Annotated in this window: 11 protein-coding genes; 2 read left to right on the top strand and 9 right to left on the bottom strand. The window is 62.6% G+C overall.

Features of this window, described 5'->3' with window-relative positions; all coding sequences use genetic code 11:
* Positions 1-28 precede the first annotated feature (28 nt).
* Positions 29-1075 (bottom strand): L-threonine 3-dehydrogenase, encoded by a 1047-nt coding sequence (gene tdh, locus ACNAOT_RS07455; protein ID WP_420180607.1) that lies wholly within the window; start codon positions 1073-1075, stop codon positions 29-31.
* Between the two features lie 107 nt (positions 1076-1182).
* Here tdh and ACNAOT_RS07450 point away from each other — a divergent pair, with 107 nt between their 5' ends.
* Positions 1183-2118, top strand: coding sequence for a LysR family transcriptional regulator (locus ACNAOT_RS07450; protein ID WP_420180606.1), 936 nt, complete (start codon positions 1183-1185; stop codon positions 2116-2118).
* Between the two features lie 48 nt (positions 2119-2166).
* Here the strand turns inward: ACNAOT_RS07450 and ACNAOT_RS07445 are convergent, their stop codons facing one another.
* The 5 genes from ACNAOT_RS07445 to ACNAOT_RS07425 form a co-directional block, all read right to left on the bottom strand.
* Positions 2167-3369 carry a Gfo/Idh/MocA family protein gene (locus ACNAOT_RS07445; RefSeq protein ID WP_420180605.1) on the bottom strand — a complete coding sequence of 401 codons (1203 nt, stop codon included), beginning with the start codon at positions 3367-3369 and terminating at the stop codon, positions 2167-2169.
* A 17-nt stretch (positions 3370-3386) separates the two neighbouring features.
* Positions 3387-4430 (bottom strand): LacI family DNA-binding transcriptional regulator, encoded by a 1044-nt coding sequence (locus ACNAOT_RS07440; protein WP_420180604.1) that lies wholly within the window; start codon positions 4428-4430, stop codon positions 3387-3389.
* Positions 4431-4485: 55 nt separating this feature from the next.
* Positions 4486-6144 carry a sugar ABC transporter substrate-binding protein gene (locus ACNAOT_RS07435; protein WP_420180603.1) on the bottom strand — a complete coding sequence of 553 codons (1659 nt, stop codon included), beginning with the start codon at positions 6142-6144 and terminating at the stop codon, positions 4486-4488.
* A gap of 68 nt (positions 6145-6212) precedes the next feature.
* Complete coding sequence (locus tag ACNAOT_RS07430) at positions 6213-7136, bottom strand: carbohydrate ABC transporter permease (protein WP_420180602.1); 924 nt, start codon at positions 7134-7136, stop codon at positions 6213-6215.
* A 42-nt stretch (positions 7137-7178) separates the two neighbouring features.
* Complete coding sequence (locus tag ACNAOT_RS07425; protein ID WP_420180601.1) at positions 7179-8213, bottom strand: ABC transporter permease; 1035 nt, start codon at positions 8211-8213, stop codon at positions 7179-7181.
* 390 nt (positions 8214-8603) lie between these two features.
* Between ACNAOT_RS07425 and ACNAOT_RS07420 the strand changes: the two genes are divergently transcribed.
* Positions 8604-9620 carry a formylglycine-generating enzyme family protein gene (locus ACNAOT_RS07420; RefSeq protein WP_420180600.1) on the top strand — a complete coding sequence of 339 codons (1017 nt, stop codon included), beginning with the start codon at positions 8604-8606 and terminating at the stop codon, positions 9618-9620.
* Here the strand turns inward: ACNAOT_RS07420 and ACNAOT_RS07415 are convergent.
* From ACNAOT_RS07415 to gatA, 3 genes are all read right to left on the bottom strand, one after another.
* Positions 9617-10177, bottom strand: coding sequence for a DUF5666 domain-containing protein (locus ACNAOT_RS07415; protein ID WP_420180599.1), 561 nt, complete (start codon positions 10175-10177; stop codon positions 9617-9619). The two genes, ACNAOT_RS07420 and ACNAOT_RS07415, sit on opposite strands and share 4 nt — an antisense overlap.
* A 109-nt stretch (positions 10178-10286) precedes the next feature.
* Complete coding sequence (gene gatB, locus ACNAOT_RS07410; protein ID WP_089594286.1) at positions 10287-11795, bottom strand: Asp-tRNA(Asn)/Glu-tRNA(Gln) amidotransferase subunit GatB; 1509 nt, start codon at positions 11793-11795, stop codon at positions 10287-10289.
* Positions 11795-13348 (bottom strand): Asp-tRNA(Asn)/Glu-tRNA(Gln) amidotransferase subunit GatA, encoded by a 1554-nt coding sequence (gene gatA / locus ACNAOT_RS07405; protein WP_178996480.1) that lies wholly within the window; start codon positions 13346-13348, stop codon positions 11795-11797. Before gatA ends, gatB begins: the two co-directional genes overlap by 1 nt.
* Between the last annotated feature and the right edge of the window lies 1 nt (position 13349).

Below are 13349 nucleotides of genomic sequence, written 5' to 3'. Positions count from 1 at the left end.
TTTGGGGATCCGTTGGCAGTGCGTTCCGTTACAGTTCGGTCCAGTCGAGGACCACTTTGCCGCCGGTTCCGTTGCGGGCAATTTCGAAGCCCTTTTCCCAGTCGGCTGCGGACAGTTTGTCTGTGACGACGGCGGAGATGCTGCGGTGCAGCACGGGGTTGGAGGACAGCATGGCGCTCATGGCGTACCAGGTCTCGAACATTTCACGGCCGTAGATGCCCTTAAGCGTGAGCATGTGGGTCACTACCTTTCCCCAATCAATGTCGATGGACTGGCTGGGTAGGCCAAGCATGGCGATGCGGCCGCCGTGGTTCATGTTGTCGATCATCTCAGGCAATGCCGTGGGGTGTCCCGACATTTCCAGTCCGATGTCGAAGCCTTCGCGCATGCCCAGTTCCTGCTGCGCTTCGCGAACGCGCATCTTTGAAACGTCGACTGCAAGGTCCACGCCCATCTGGCGAGCCAGCTCAAGGCGCGGTGCGGACACGTCCGTAATCGCGATCTTGCGGGCACCTGCGTGGCGGGCGACGGCGATGGCCATCAGTCCGATGGGCCCGGCACCGGTGATCAGCACGTCTTCGCCGACCAGGGGGAAGCTCAGTGCGGTGTGGACGGCATTGCCGAAGGGGTCGAAGATGGCGCCGAGTTCAGGGGTAACTGACTCGTCGTGGTGGACCCAGACATTGGTTTCAGGGATGACGACGTATTCAGCGAAGGCACCGTCGCGCTGCACGCCGACGGAGACAGTGTGGATGCACATCTGGCGACGTCCAGCACGGCAGTTGCGGCAGATTCCGCACACCACGTGGCCTTCGCCGGAGACCTTGTCCCCTACCTTGACGTCACGGACATCCTCACCGATTTCCACTACTTCGCCATAGAACTCGTGGCCGGCAATGAGGGGCGTTTCGATGATGCCCCGCGCCCAGGCGTCCCAGCTCTGGATGTGGAGGTCGGTGCCGCAGATACCGGTGGTCATCACACGGATCTTGACGTCGCCGGGGCCCGCTTGGGGCTCTGGACGTTCGACGAGTTCGAACCCTGCGTGGGGTCCGGATTTGTAGAGAGCCTTCATGGAATTCCTCACTGCCGGGGCTGCTTCACTGCTGCTGAATCCATTAGAGCCCCACGCATGATTTAGCACAACTAGAATCTTCTCAATCAACGATTTAGTATTTGCTAATGGAAATTCATCAGTTGCAGATGCTTCGCGAACTCGGAGACCTGGGAAGCGTGAAGGCTGTTGCTGAGACTTTGATGGTGACTCCGTCGGCAGTTTCACAACAGCTCGCACTGCTACAGAAATCCGTGGACGTGCCGTTGACGCGCAAAGAAGGCCGGGCTCTGGTGCTCACGGATGCAGGCCGCGTCCTGGCAGAGGCGGGTGCCGCCGTCGTGAACGCCATGGCAGACGCGCGGGCCGCGATCGGCGCCTATCACGACGCTCCGGACGCGCCGGTGAGCGTCAGCGCTTTTCACAGCGCGGGGCAGGCGCTGTTTGCGCCTTTGGCGGCACTGTTGGCGTCCGACGGCGGGAGGTCGCCCCGCCTGCGCCTCTCCGATGAGGATGTGGCCCAGGAGGATTTCCCGGGGTTGGCCGCACGGTACGACCTCGTTTTGGCTCACCGCATGGACAACAGCCCGTCCTGGCCGGAAGACAAGGTAGCGGTGATTCCACTCGCCGATGAGCCTCTGGACGTTGCGCTCCCCGCGGATCACCCGCTGGCATCCCGGCGCGAACTGGAGCCGTCCGACGTCGTGGGTGAATCCTGGGTGACCAGCCGCGACGGCTACTCCCCTGCAGACGTCCTTGCCGCCATCGTTGCTGTGAGTGGACGACCGGCAGAGGTACTGCACCGCATTAACGACTATTCGACGGTGGCGGCGCTGGTGTCTGCCGGTGGCGCGATCGGGCTGTTGCCGCGGTTCACGGCACGCCGTGTGTTGGACGCCGGAGTGCTGCTGCGTCCGCTGTCGGGAGTGAATTCGGTGCGCAAGATCGACATCCTGGCCCGGCCGGAGACACTGAAGCGAAAATCGGTCATGACGGTTTGCGAGTCACTTCAAACCGTCATGACCGAGCTTGTCGAACTATCGAGCCCCCGCTCACCCAACTAGGTAGCAGCAGAGCGCGTTTTGAGCGCCCAAAACGCGCTTAAGTGCGACCTACTTGGGTCCGTCGCGGACGAGGGCGGGCTGGCCGGCGTCGAAGTACTCCACCAGTTCGGCCGGGAGCTCCGGTACCTCGCGGGCCGAGCCGTCACCGCGTAGGGATTCTGCCGCGAGGATGCCGGCCACTACGGCCTGTCGAGCTGCAATCGGGCTTGTCTGGGTCTGGCCGCCGTCGGAGGCAAAGCGCAGGAATTCCTCGATCAACCGAGGATCCGCTCCGCCGTGGCCACCTTCACCGTCCTGAATGGTGATGACCTCGTCCGGAGCCGCATAGCCGGACGTCCGGCTGGTCCACACGTTGATGGTTTCCCCCGGTCCATCGCCAAGGTTCTCGATCCTGCCCTTAGTGCCGATGACGGTGTAGTTCCGCCAGTAGTCCGGCGTGAAGTGGCACTGCTGGTAGCTGGCCAGGACACCGTTATCCAGCACCATGTTCATCATGGAAATGTCCTCGACGTCGATCACCTCCGCCAGGTCCTTCTGCTCGGTGGGCGGCCAGTTGTCCATGGAGAACCAGTCCCCCATGCGCTTGCCGGCGTTGTTGCTGCGGTTGGCCACGTCGCCGTAGACGGCAAGATCTCCGACGGCGGCAACCCGCTTGGTGTATCCGCCCGCCAGCCAGTGGATCACGTCGATGTCGTGGGCACCTTTTTGGAGGAGAAGGGACGTGACGTTGGCGCGCTGGGCGTGCCAGTCCTTGAAGTAGTAATCTCCCCCGTGCCCCACAAAGTGGCGGCACCAGACCGCTTTGACGTCGCCGATCCTGCCGTCCTCGATCAGTTGGCGCATCTGGACCACCACGGGCATGTGGCGCATGTTGTGGCCCACGTACAAACGCGTCCCGGTCTCGTAGGCCGTCTTCAGGATCAGGTCCGCAGCCTCCACTGTGATGTCCAGTGGCTTTTCGCAGAAGGTGGGGATGCCCGCCTTGAGCGTTCGGACAGCGACGGCGGCGTGCTGGTAATCGGGGGTCAGGACCAGGACGGCGTCGATCCCGCTGCTCAGCAGCTCCTCAAGATCCCCTGTGACGCGGGCCGACGGGATGCGCTCAGCGGCGTCTGCCCGGCCACGTTCGCTGAGGTCACAAACAACAGTGACCTCGGAGCCTTGGCCCGGCTTGTGGACGTGCTTCCACAGCCCTGAACGCAGGCCGAAACCCACGATGCCGACCTTTAAATCCTTTTCCATGATGTGCAATTTCCTTCTGCTGATTCCTAGTAAAGCTTGGTTGCAGCGCTGCGGTGCGGCGCCGATTCCCGCACGAACAAGTGCCAGGGGAAGTCGAGGACGCCGGGTGACTCCGGCGCGGGGTGACCTGTTGCCCGCCGTAGGAGCAGCCGGGCGAGTTTGTCGAAGAAGTCAACAGGGCCCACGGTGCTCAGTGACGGTGACATCCGTTCGCCCTCCACGGTGTTGCCCACACCGATGATGTCCACGTCGGTGCCCACGGCGAGGCCCAGGCGCTGGGCTGCGTTGATGGCACTTACTGCTGCGTAGTCCGTGGTGGCATAGATGGCGGTGGGACGGTCCGGCAGGCTCAACAGTCGCGTTGCCGCCGCGTAAGCCCCCGCGCTGGTGCCGTCGAACAGGCCCACGTAGTCGTCCCGTTCCTGGATGTTCGCCGCGGCCAAGGCATCCGAGTAGGCCCGGTACCTGGTCCCGCCAGAGGTGCCCGCTGCCGTTGCCGGGGTCAGGCAGGCAATCCTCCGGTGGCCGTGGAGCAGATGCTCCACGGCCATGCGGCAGCCGGGTCCGGCGATGGAACGGATGACATCGAAGCCGTCCGCTTGTACCTCTTCGTCAAAGACCACCAGCGTGGTGCCGTGCTCGGCGAGCTTGCGCAGGGCTTCCCGCTGATCAGGACGGACCGCATCCACGAACACAGCATCGGCATTATGAGTACCCAGAACTTTGACCCAATCGGCGTCACCCAGGATCATCGGTGTGACGCCCAGCGGGACTGCCGCCTTCTGAACAGCCTCAATGACGGACAACGACCACGGATCGGACAGCATGGTCAATGACAGGATCACAGTATTCGTGCGTCCCGTCCGGATGGCCCGGGCCGCCTGGTTGGGGCGGTAGCCAAGCCGCTCCGCAGCGGCCTTAACCTTTTCCGCCGTCGGATCCGACACTCCTGGTCCGCCATCACCGCGGCGACCCGAAAGCACGTAGGAAACCGTGGCCGTGGAGACGCCCGCCAGTTCGGCCACCATGCGGATGGTCGGCCTGACTCCTGTGCTGCTCGCTTTTGCCATGGTTCCCCCTGCTGTGTTCTTCGTATCTGCGTGTTGGTTCGTTGTTGGTTTGAGGCTAGCTCCTGAATACCGGCGCATTGGGGTCCAACGCGGCCTGGTATTCATCGCGCATCTTGTCGCCGCCTTCGCTCTTCCAGCGCTTGACCGCGTCCTTGAGTTCGTCGATCTTGGCGCGGCCGGTAATGATGTCCACTACCTTGTCGCGCAGCTGCTTGGTGATCTTGGCGCCCACCTTGGCGTTGGTGTCCGAGTAGGAACCGTTGGTGGGGTTACGCCACGCGAACTCAAGCAGCTTTTCTTCCTGCTGGCTGACGTAGCGTGTGTCGTCGTCGAAACCCGGATTGAAGATGACGTTCTCCGGGCTGGACATGATGTTCAACGCCGAAACCAGGCCGGGCGCATTGGTGGTGCCTGTTTCGGTGCGCGCCGGGTTGCCCGCGGCGTCGATGGTGTAGTCCTGGCCCAGCTCGCCGAAGTTCTTCTGCATGTACTCCACCGTGCCGAACGGCGCCGACAGGTAGTTGATCAGCGCCAGCAGCTCGCGGATCTTGCCCTCTTCAGCCTTCTTGAACGGGGTGAAGCCCACGGTTCCGTAGCCCATGTCGTAGACGGGCTTGACCTTGCCGTCTGCACTGAACGGAATCAGGATGTCGAACCGGGCGTCTTTGTTCAGGGCACGGTAGCTGCGGATATCGTGCGGACCCACCACCACTTGAGCTGCCACGCTGCCGTTGGCGACGCGCGACCGGATGTCCGTCGCTTTGGAGTCAGGGTAGAAGACTCCCGCTGCGAACATCTTGGCGGTGAACTCGACGCCGGCCATGTATTCGTCGGTTTCGTACAGGTGGGTGAGGGTGCGGTCCTTATTGACGGCCCAGCTGTTCGGGGCACCAAACCATTCAGTGACCATGTGGAGGGCATTGATGTACGCGGGTTCCAGCGCGTACTTCTGGTCGCCGGGACGGGTCAGTTCCTTGGCTTTTTCCAAGAATTCTTCGGCACTGGCAGCTTCGAAGCCACCCACCTGGGCCCACATCTCGTGGTTGCCAAGGTACACCTGACCGAACGGGGTGCTGGGGATGGGAGCTCCCCAGATCTTGCCGTTCACGACGGCGGTCTTCCAGGAATCGGGCTTAAGTGCGGCCAGGTTGGGGTACTCAAGAACAGCGTCACCGGAGAGGTACGGCGTCAGGTCCTGGAATTTGGCCTCCAGCATGGGTCCGACGTTGGGGATGCCCTGGTTCGGTGGAACCCACATCATGTCCGGAAGATCGTTGCTGGCCAGGACAGTGGCGAACTTTGCCGGGTAACCGTCTCCGATGTCTTCGGCGATTTGCAGCTCCAGGTCGCCGCCGAGCTTGGAATTGAGGCGCTGCCAGAAGGGGTTGTCCTTCAGGCCCGGGCTCATGGTGTCGAAGGTTTCGGTCAGGCCGGTGACCTTGCCCTTAAGCGGCGGCGTTTTGACGGACTGCACAGCAGTGGGCAGTTTGAAGTAGCCGGCTTGGAGGCCCTTGGCGTTACCGGCGATGTCCGGGGTGACACCCGTGAATTCCTTGTACGTTGGCAGCTTGACCGACGCGGAGGCAGCAGCGCCTCCGTTGCTCGCGGCTCCGCCACCACCGCAGGCGGACAAACCTGCAGCGGTCACGGCCAGGCCGGCAAGGCCAAGGAAACCGCGGCGGCTGAATCCAGCCTGAGAGGTAGTGCTCGTCATGGCATAACCCTTTCTGGTTACTTGCTTCATTTCTGAGGAGTTTGAGTTTCAGTCATTGAGGAGCTGTATCAGCCCTTGACGGCGCCAGTGATGACGCCCTTGGCAAAGTGCTTTTGGAGGAACGGGTAGACCATCAGGATCGGGACGAGTGCCACCACCACAACGGCCATCTGGATGGACTGCGGCGGCGGAGTGGTGGTGATCCCCAACTGGTCCGCTGCACCGCTGCCCTGCACCACGAAGTTGCGGAGCAGCAACTGGATGGGCCACTTGCTGTGATCGTTGATGTAGAGCAGGGCGTTGAAGAACGAGTTCCAGAACCCGACCGCGTAAAACAGTCCGACGACGGCGATCACGGCTTTGGACAGCGGCATCACAATTCGCCACAGGATTTGCCAGTCGTTGGCGCCGTCGATCCTGGCACTTTCGATCAGTTCACCCGGGATGTTCATGAAGAACGAACGCATCACCACAAAGTTGAAGGCCCCGAAGATTCCCGGGAGGATCAGCGACCACAACGAATCCAGCAGACCGAGTTGGCGGATCATCAGGAACGACGGAATCAGGCCCGGCGCAAACAGGAGAGTGAACAGGACTGCGAGGATCACCGGCCGGCCGAACAGAACAGTGCGGCTGGTGGCGTAAGCCATGGTGATGGTGACGAACAGCGCCAGGATGGTGCCAACCGCTGTGACCAGGATGCTGACCCCGAGTGATTGCAGCACCATGGGTCCCTTGAAGATGGTGGCGTAGGCCTCCAAGGTTGGACGTTCCGGCCAGAGCACGAACCCGCCGGCCTCCACGAGCTGTTCGGTGTCGGCTAGGGAGGTTGAGACCACCAGCAGAATGGGCGTCAGGATGGACAAGCTGAAGACAATCAGGACTACCGCTTTGACCGTTTGATACAGGGCGGAAGGTTTTTCCTTCCACACGGGGCGCTTGGGGTTGTAGCTAAGCTCCCGGGGTTTCTTGGTGAAAAGTGTTGTTGCCATGGGGTTCTCCTTGTGCGACAGGCGCGCGGGTCAGCGTGGCTTTCAGCGCACTTGTTTTGCGAAGATTCCGTCTTCGCCGAAGCGGTGGGCAAGTTTGTTGGCGCCGTAGATCAGCAGCGCGCTGACTACGCCCTTGGCCAGGCCGGCTGCCGCGCCCGAGCTCCAGCCGCCTCCTACCACGCCGGTGTAGTAGGTGAAGGTGTCCAGCACTTCCGCGGCTCCGGCTCCCACGGCGTCCCGCTGCAGGATGAACTGTTCAAATCCGACGGAAAGAATGTCGCCGATGCGAAGGATGAGGAGGAGGACGATCACGGGCCTGAGGCCGGGCAGGGTGATGTGCCACATCCTGCGCCATCGTCCCGCGCCGTCAGCCGCTGCAGCTTCGTAGAGCGAAGCATCAATGCTGGCCAACGCAGCGAGGAAGATGATCATGGCCCAGCCGGCGTCTTTCCAGATCATCTGGACCACCACCATCACCGGGAACGTCTCCGGGTTGGTCATGAAGGGAATTGGCTCCATGCCCCAGTCCCGGAGCAGGTTGTTGACGAAGCCTGCACCGCCCAGCATTTGCTGGAAGAACGCGATCACCAACACCCAGGACAGGAAATGCGGCAGGTAGGCGATGCTTTGGAAGATCCGCCGAACCCTGGTGCTGATCAGTGAATCCACAATCAGCGCCAATACCAGCGGCACGGGGAACAGGAAGACCAGCTGCCAGGCGGCGAGGTACAGGGTGTTCCAGAAAGCGTGAACGAAGTCCGGATTGCCGAAAAGGTCTACGAAGTTCTGCCAGCCGACCCACAGGCTGTCACCGATGCCCAGATAGGGCTGGTAGTCCTGGAACGCTATGACGTTGCCGAGGATCGGTATGTAGAAGAAGAGCAACAGGAAAGCCACCCCCGGGAGCATCATGAGCAGCATCTGCTTGTCACGTCGCAGGCGCGATCGGAAACTCTGCTGCGGGACCTTGCTCCTCTTCCGCTTCTTAGGACCGGGTCCGGAGGCGTTTCCGCCTGGCGGACCCGGGACTCGGCGAGCTTCGGGCAATGCCGGAGCCTTTTCCGTCGTCGAGTTCATGCTGTCTCCTCAAGTGCTGAGCCGAAACCACCAATGTGATTTAGACCACGCTCGTTAACCGTTTAACAAACCATAAGTGACGCGCATCGCTTTTTGCAAGATGATGATCGAAACTGAGCAAAGAAATCACTTTTCATCACTCTGCGCGTGTGGGGCTGCCCGATGCCCGCACCCGTTCCCGCCGATCGCCCCCGTAAGAACGGGTGCGCCCGGCGGAAAACGGTGCGCCACAGGCGTATGAGTGGTGCGCCCGGCGGAAAGGGGTGCGCCACAAAGCGTACGAGGATGCGCCTAGCCGCAACGGGTGCGCTCGCTGGATGGGTGCAGCGTGTGGCAGGCAACCGTGCCCCGCTAAAGTACTAGCAGGTGGAATTCAGACAGAAGGTTGAGATGGCAGATTGCTGTAGCCCCGGTGCTGCCGCCCGGGCGCACTCCGAGCCGGGGCCGGGACTCCCCCTTCGAACAGCCGGCGACCATCCGACGGCGAGCACCGCCGTCGAGCCTTCCGCCGCAGTCGGCGCCTCACACGTAGGCGAAGTCAATGACGTCGAGATTCCCGCGGGAACCTTCGCCATGGGCGATCCCTTCAACGAGGGCTACGGCGACGACGGCGAGTCGCCTGTGCACGAAGTGTCCGTCTCAAAATTCCGGATCAGCGCCACCACCGTAACCAATGAAGAGTTCGCCGAGTTCGCCGACGCCACTGGCCACCGCACCGAGTCGGAAACCTACGGAACGTCAGCGGTGTTCCACCTTGCCGTGAAAGCAGACCCACGCGACATCCTCAACAGGGTCAACAACGTCCCGTGGTGGTTCAACGTCCGTGGTGCCGACTGGGCGCACCCGGCCGGACCACTCTCCAGCTGGACAGACATCCCCGACCATCCCGTCACGCATGTTTCGCACAACGATGCCTTGGCGTACTGCCATTGGGCCGGCCGTCGCCTGCCCACGGAAGCCGAGTGGGAATACGCGGCCCGCGGCGGGCTGTCCGGGCAGCGCTACCCCTGGGGCAATGACCTGCACAACGAAGCGCCCGACCAAGCCGCTCATAACTGCAACATTTGGCAAGGGGAATTCCCATCCCGCAACACGATCGACGACGGTTACCTCACCACCGCGCCCGCCAGGTCATTCCGCCCCAACGGCTACGGGCTGTACCAAACCAGCGGAAATGTCTGGGAGTGGTGCAGCGACTGGTTCCTTCCCAAGTACTACAAGACGTGCCTGGCACAAGGAACAGTGGAGAACCCGCAGGGGCCCAGCGTCGGCCGCGGAAGGGTCATGCGCGGTGGCTCCTACCTCTGCCACGACTCGTACTGCAACCGCTACCGCCTCGCGGCGCGGAGCTCAAACACGCCGGACTCTGCCAGTGGCAACCTGGGCTTCAGGACTGTGGCGCTCTAAAACTTGGGGCCGTGGCCGCGCTTTGGTCCGTGACCCTTGACGCCCGCGGGCAGTTCTCCTGACACGATCTTTGTCGCTGTCACGGCATCGCCGTCCTTGGCGCCGCTGACTCTTACTTTGTCGCCGGCCTTGAGATCGGCAACGGTGGCAGCAGGCAGCGATGGCCTGCCCCTGCCGTTCCTGAGCTCGGAGAGGTCGGTGGGAACCTGGGTGATCCGTGTATCCGCGGTGATCAAATAGCGTTGCGCGAAGCTGTCTTCGCTCTTCACGGTCATTTCGGTGCCGCTAACCGATTCGATGGTTCCGGCTTGCGTCACGACGATGCGGTAGCTCCCGTCCTGCTGCTTCACCACGTGTTCGCCGTGGATAGCCTGCCCACGGCCTTCTGTGGCCTTGGCCTTCCCTGATGCGGAAGAGCCGGGAGAAGTAGAAGAGCTCGACGGCGAAGGGCTGGGTTGGGTGCCCGCCCACACAGCGGCGGCCCCGCCGCCGGTCAGGGCGACAGCGATCCCGCCGGCAAGAAGGCCCTTGCGAAGGCCCGGTTTGAGAGTGGCCATGCATCCATTGTGCGCCCTCTCCACACAAAAGCAGCTCGCAGTTGTGGCTGTTCTGAGCTTTCAAACAACAACCACAACTGCGAGCTACCTGGGCATCAAACTGCGGGACTTAGCCCTCGACGCCGAGCTTCTCCAGGATGAGTTCGCGGACACGTCCGGCGTCGGCCTGGCCACGGGTGGCCTTCATGACGCCGCCAACAATCGCGCCAATGGCCTGGACCTTGCCACCACGGATCTTCTCCGCCACGTCAGGCTGTGCTGCCAGTGCTGCGTCGATGGCTTCCAGGAGCGGACCGTCGTCGGACACAACCGCGAGGCCGCGCTTCTCGACAATCTCCGCCGGGGTGCCTTCGCCGGCGAGCACGCCGTCCAGGACCTGGGTGGCCATCTTGTTGTTGATCTTGCCGTCTTCAACCAGCTTGTTCAGCTCGACGATGACCTGCGGTGTGACACCCAGCTCGGAAGGATCGACGTCGGCAACCTTGGCGCGGCCTACGATCTCACCCATCCACCACTTGCGGGCAACATCCGCGGAGGCACCTGCTGCGATGGTTTCCTCGATGGAGTCCATGACGCCGGCGTTCACAACGTCGCGGAACTCCAGATCCGAGTAGCCCCAAGCTTCCTTGAGGCGCTTGCGGCGCTCGGCCGGCGGCTCGGGAAGGGTGGCGCGGAGTTCCTCCACCCACTCACGGGAGGCGACGACGGGAACCAGGTCCGGCTCCGGGAAGTAGCGGTAATCGTCAGCGTCGGACTTGGGACGGCCCGACGTCGTCGAACGAGTGTCCTCGTGCCAGTGTCGCGTCTCCTGGATGACCGGCTCGCCGGAATCGAGGACGGCAGCGTGGCGCTGGATCTCGTAACGGACGGCGTGCTCGACGGCGCGCAGCGAGTTCACGTTCTTGGTCTCCGAACGGATGCCGAACCGTTCCCGGCCGTGCGGGCGCAGGGAAACGTTGGCGTCGCAACGGACGTTGCCGCGTTCCATCTTGGCATCGGAAACACCAAGGTTCTTCACGATCTCACGGACTGCGGCGACGTACGCCTTGGCCAGCTCAGGCGCACGGCTACCGGCGCCCTCGATCGGCTTGGTGACGATTTCAACCAGCGGTACACCGGAACGGTTGTAGTCCACCAGTGAGTAGTCGGCACCCTGGATACGGCCCGCAGCACCACCCATGTGGGTCAGCTTGCCGGCGTCCTCTTCCATGTGGGCGCGCTCGATCTCCACGCGGAAGACCGTGCCGTCCTCAAGCTCGATGTCGAGGTAACCGTCGTAGGCAATCGGTTCGTCATACTGCGAGGTCTGGAAGTTCTTGGGGGTGTCCGGGTAGAAGTAGTTCTTCCGGGCGAAGCGGCAGGACTCGGCGATCTTGCAGTTAAGGGCAAGGCCGATCTTGATGGAGGACTCCACGGCCGTCTTGTTCACCACGGGTAGGACGCCGGGCATGCCCAGATCAACCTCATTGACGTTGGTGTTCGGCTCGTCGCCAAAGACGTTCGGTGCGGAGGAGAACATCTTGGTCTTGGTGTTGAGCTCCACGTGGACCTCGAACCCCAGGACAGGATCGTACTTCTCCATAGCCTCTTCGAAGCTCAGGGTTGCATCGACGGACATTAGTTGGAACCTCCGGCGGTGGTTGTGGCAGAACCAAGAACAGGCGCCTGCGCAAGCATCGGGCCGCCCCACTTCTCTTCAAGGATGGATTCGAGGACAGCACCCACGCGGTACAGACGGGCATCCTGGCGGGCAGGAGCCAGCAGCTGGATGCCGACGGGCAGGCCGTCTTCGTCAGCAAGGCCGCCAGGCAGGGACAGACCCGGGATACCAGCAAGGTTGGCCGGGATGGTGGCGACGTCGTTCAGGTACATCGCCAGCGGATCGTCCAGCTTCTCCCCCAGCTTGAACGCCGTAGTGGGCGCCGTCGGGGAGATCAGGACATCGGCCTTCGCGAAGGCGGCGTCGAAGTCGCGCTGGATCAGCGTCCGGACCTTCTGTGCTGAGCCGTAGTAAGCGTCGTAGTAGCCGGCGCTCAACGCGTAGGTTCCCAGGATGATGCGTCGCTTCACTTCGTCGCCGAAGCCGGCAGCACGGGTAGCACCCATGACGCGCTCGATGGTCATGGGACCATCCTTGGGCAGCACGCGCATGCCGAAACGGACGCCGTCGAACTTGGCCAGGTTGCTGGACACCTCAGACGGCATGATCAGGTAGTAAGCGCCCAGGGCGTACTTCAGGTTGGGGCAGGAAACTTCGACGATTTCAGCGCCGGCATCCTTCAGCAGTTGAAGGGACTCGTTGAAACGGTTCTCGACGCCGGCCTGGTAGCCCTCGCCGTGAAGTTCCTTGACGATGCCGATCTTCATCCCGGCAACGTTGCCCACGCGCGCGGCAGCAACAAGATCGTTGAACGGATCGGTCAGCGACGTGGAGTCAAAGGGGTCGTGGCCGCCAATGACTTCCTGCAGCAGCGCCGAGTCCAAGACCGTACGGGAAACCGGGCCGATCTGGTCCAACGACGACGCCATGGCAATGGCACCGTAACGGGAAACAGCACCGTACGTCGGCTTCACGCCAACGGTTCCGGTGACGGCACCCGGCTGGCGGATCGAGCCACCGGTATCGGTACCGAGCGCCAGCGGCGCTTCGAAAGCGGCGACGGCGGCAGCAGAACCGCCTCCCGAACCGCCGGGAATCCGGTCCAGATCCCACGGGTTGCGGGTGGGGCCGTACGCCGAGTGCTCCGTGGAGGAACCCATGGCGAATTCGTCCAGGTTGGTCTTACCCAGGATGGGCATCTTAGCTGCGCGCAGCTTCTTCACCACGGTAGCGTCGTACGGGCTGTGCCAGCCCTCAAGGATCTTCGAACCAGCCGTGGTGGGCTGGCCGATCGTGACAATGAGGTCCTTCACTGCGATCGGCACACCAGCGAGGGCATGCAGCTCCTCGGCAGCGGAACCACCGGCGGCGCGGGCAGCGTCAACCTCGGCGGCAACGGCCAAAGCCTCTTCAGTATTGACGTGCAGGAAGGCGTTAACCTGACCATCGACGTCGGCAATGCGGTCAAGATGCGCCTGCGTCACCTCGACGGCGGTCACCTCGCGGGCGGCCAGCTTCGCAGCGAGATCGGCAGCGGAGTGGTGGATGAGTTCGTTCTTCAGCTCAGTCATA

It is taken from the genome of Paenarthrobacter sp. TA1.8, assembly GCF_048595705.1.
GTDB lineage: Bacteria > Actinomycetota > Actinomycetes > Actinomycetales > Micrococcaceae > Arthrobacter > Arthrobacter nitroguajacolicus.
Note: the sequence above shows the minus strand (reverse complement) of the source record. Positions and strands in the feature narration are given on the sequence as shown.

Coding starts and splice junctions, on each gene's coding strand:
- tdh (WP_420180607.1), bottom strand. CDS start 1,075: ATGAAGGCTCTCTACAAATCCGGACCCCACGCAGGGTTCGAACTCGTC.
- ACNAOT_RS07450 (WP_420180606.1), top strand. CDS start 1,183: ATGGAAATTCATCAGTTGCAGATGCTTCGCGAACTCGGAGACCTGGGA.
- ACNAOT_RS07440 (WP_420180604.1), bottom strand. CDS start 4,430: ATGGCAAAAGCGAGCAGCACAGGAGTCAGGCCGACCATCCGCATGGTG.
- ACNAOT_RS07435 (WP_420180603.1), bottom strand. CDS start 6,144: ATGACGAGCACTACCTCTCAGGCTGGATTCAGCCGCCGCGGTTTCCTT.
- ACNAOT_RS07430 (WP_420180602.1), bottom strand. CDS start 7,136: ATGGCAACAACACTTTTCACCAAGAAACCCCGGGAGCTTAGCTACAAC.
- ACNAOT_RS07425 (WP_420180601.1), bottom strand. CDS start 8,213: ATGAACTCGACGACGGAAAAGGCTCCGGCATTGCCCGAAGCTCGCCGA.
- ACNAOT_RS07420 (WP_420180600.1), top strand. CDS start 8,604: ATGGCAGATTGCTGTAGCCCCGGTGCTGCCGCCCGGGCGCACTCCGAG.
- ACNAOT_RS07415 (WP_420180599.1), bottom strand. CDS start 10,177: ATGGCCACTCTCAAACCGGGCCTTCGCAAGGGCCTTCTTGCCGGCGGG.
- gatB (WP_089594286.1), bottom strand. CDS start 11,795: ATGTCCGTCGATGCAACCCTGAGCTTCGAAGAGGCTATGGAGAAGTAC.
- gatA (WP_178996480.1), bottom strand. CDS start 13,348: ATGACTGAGCTGAAGAACGAACTCATCCACCACTCCGCTGCCGATCTC.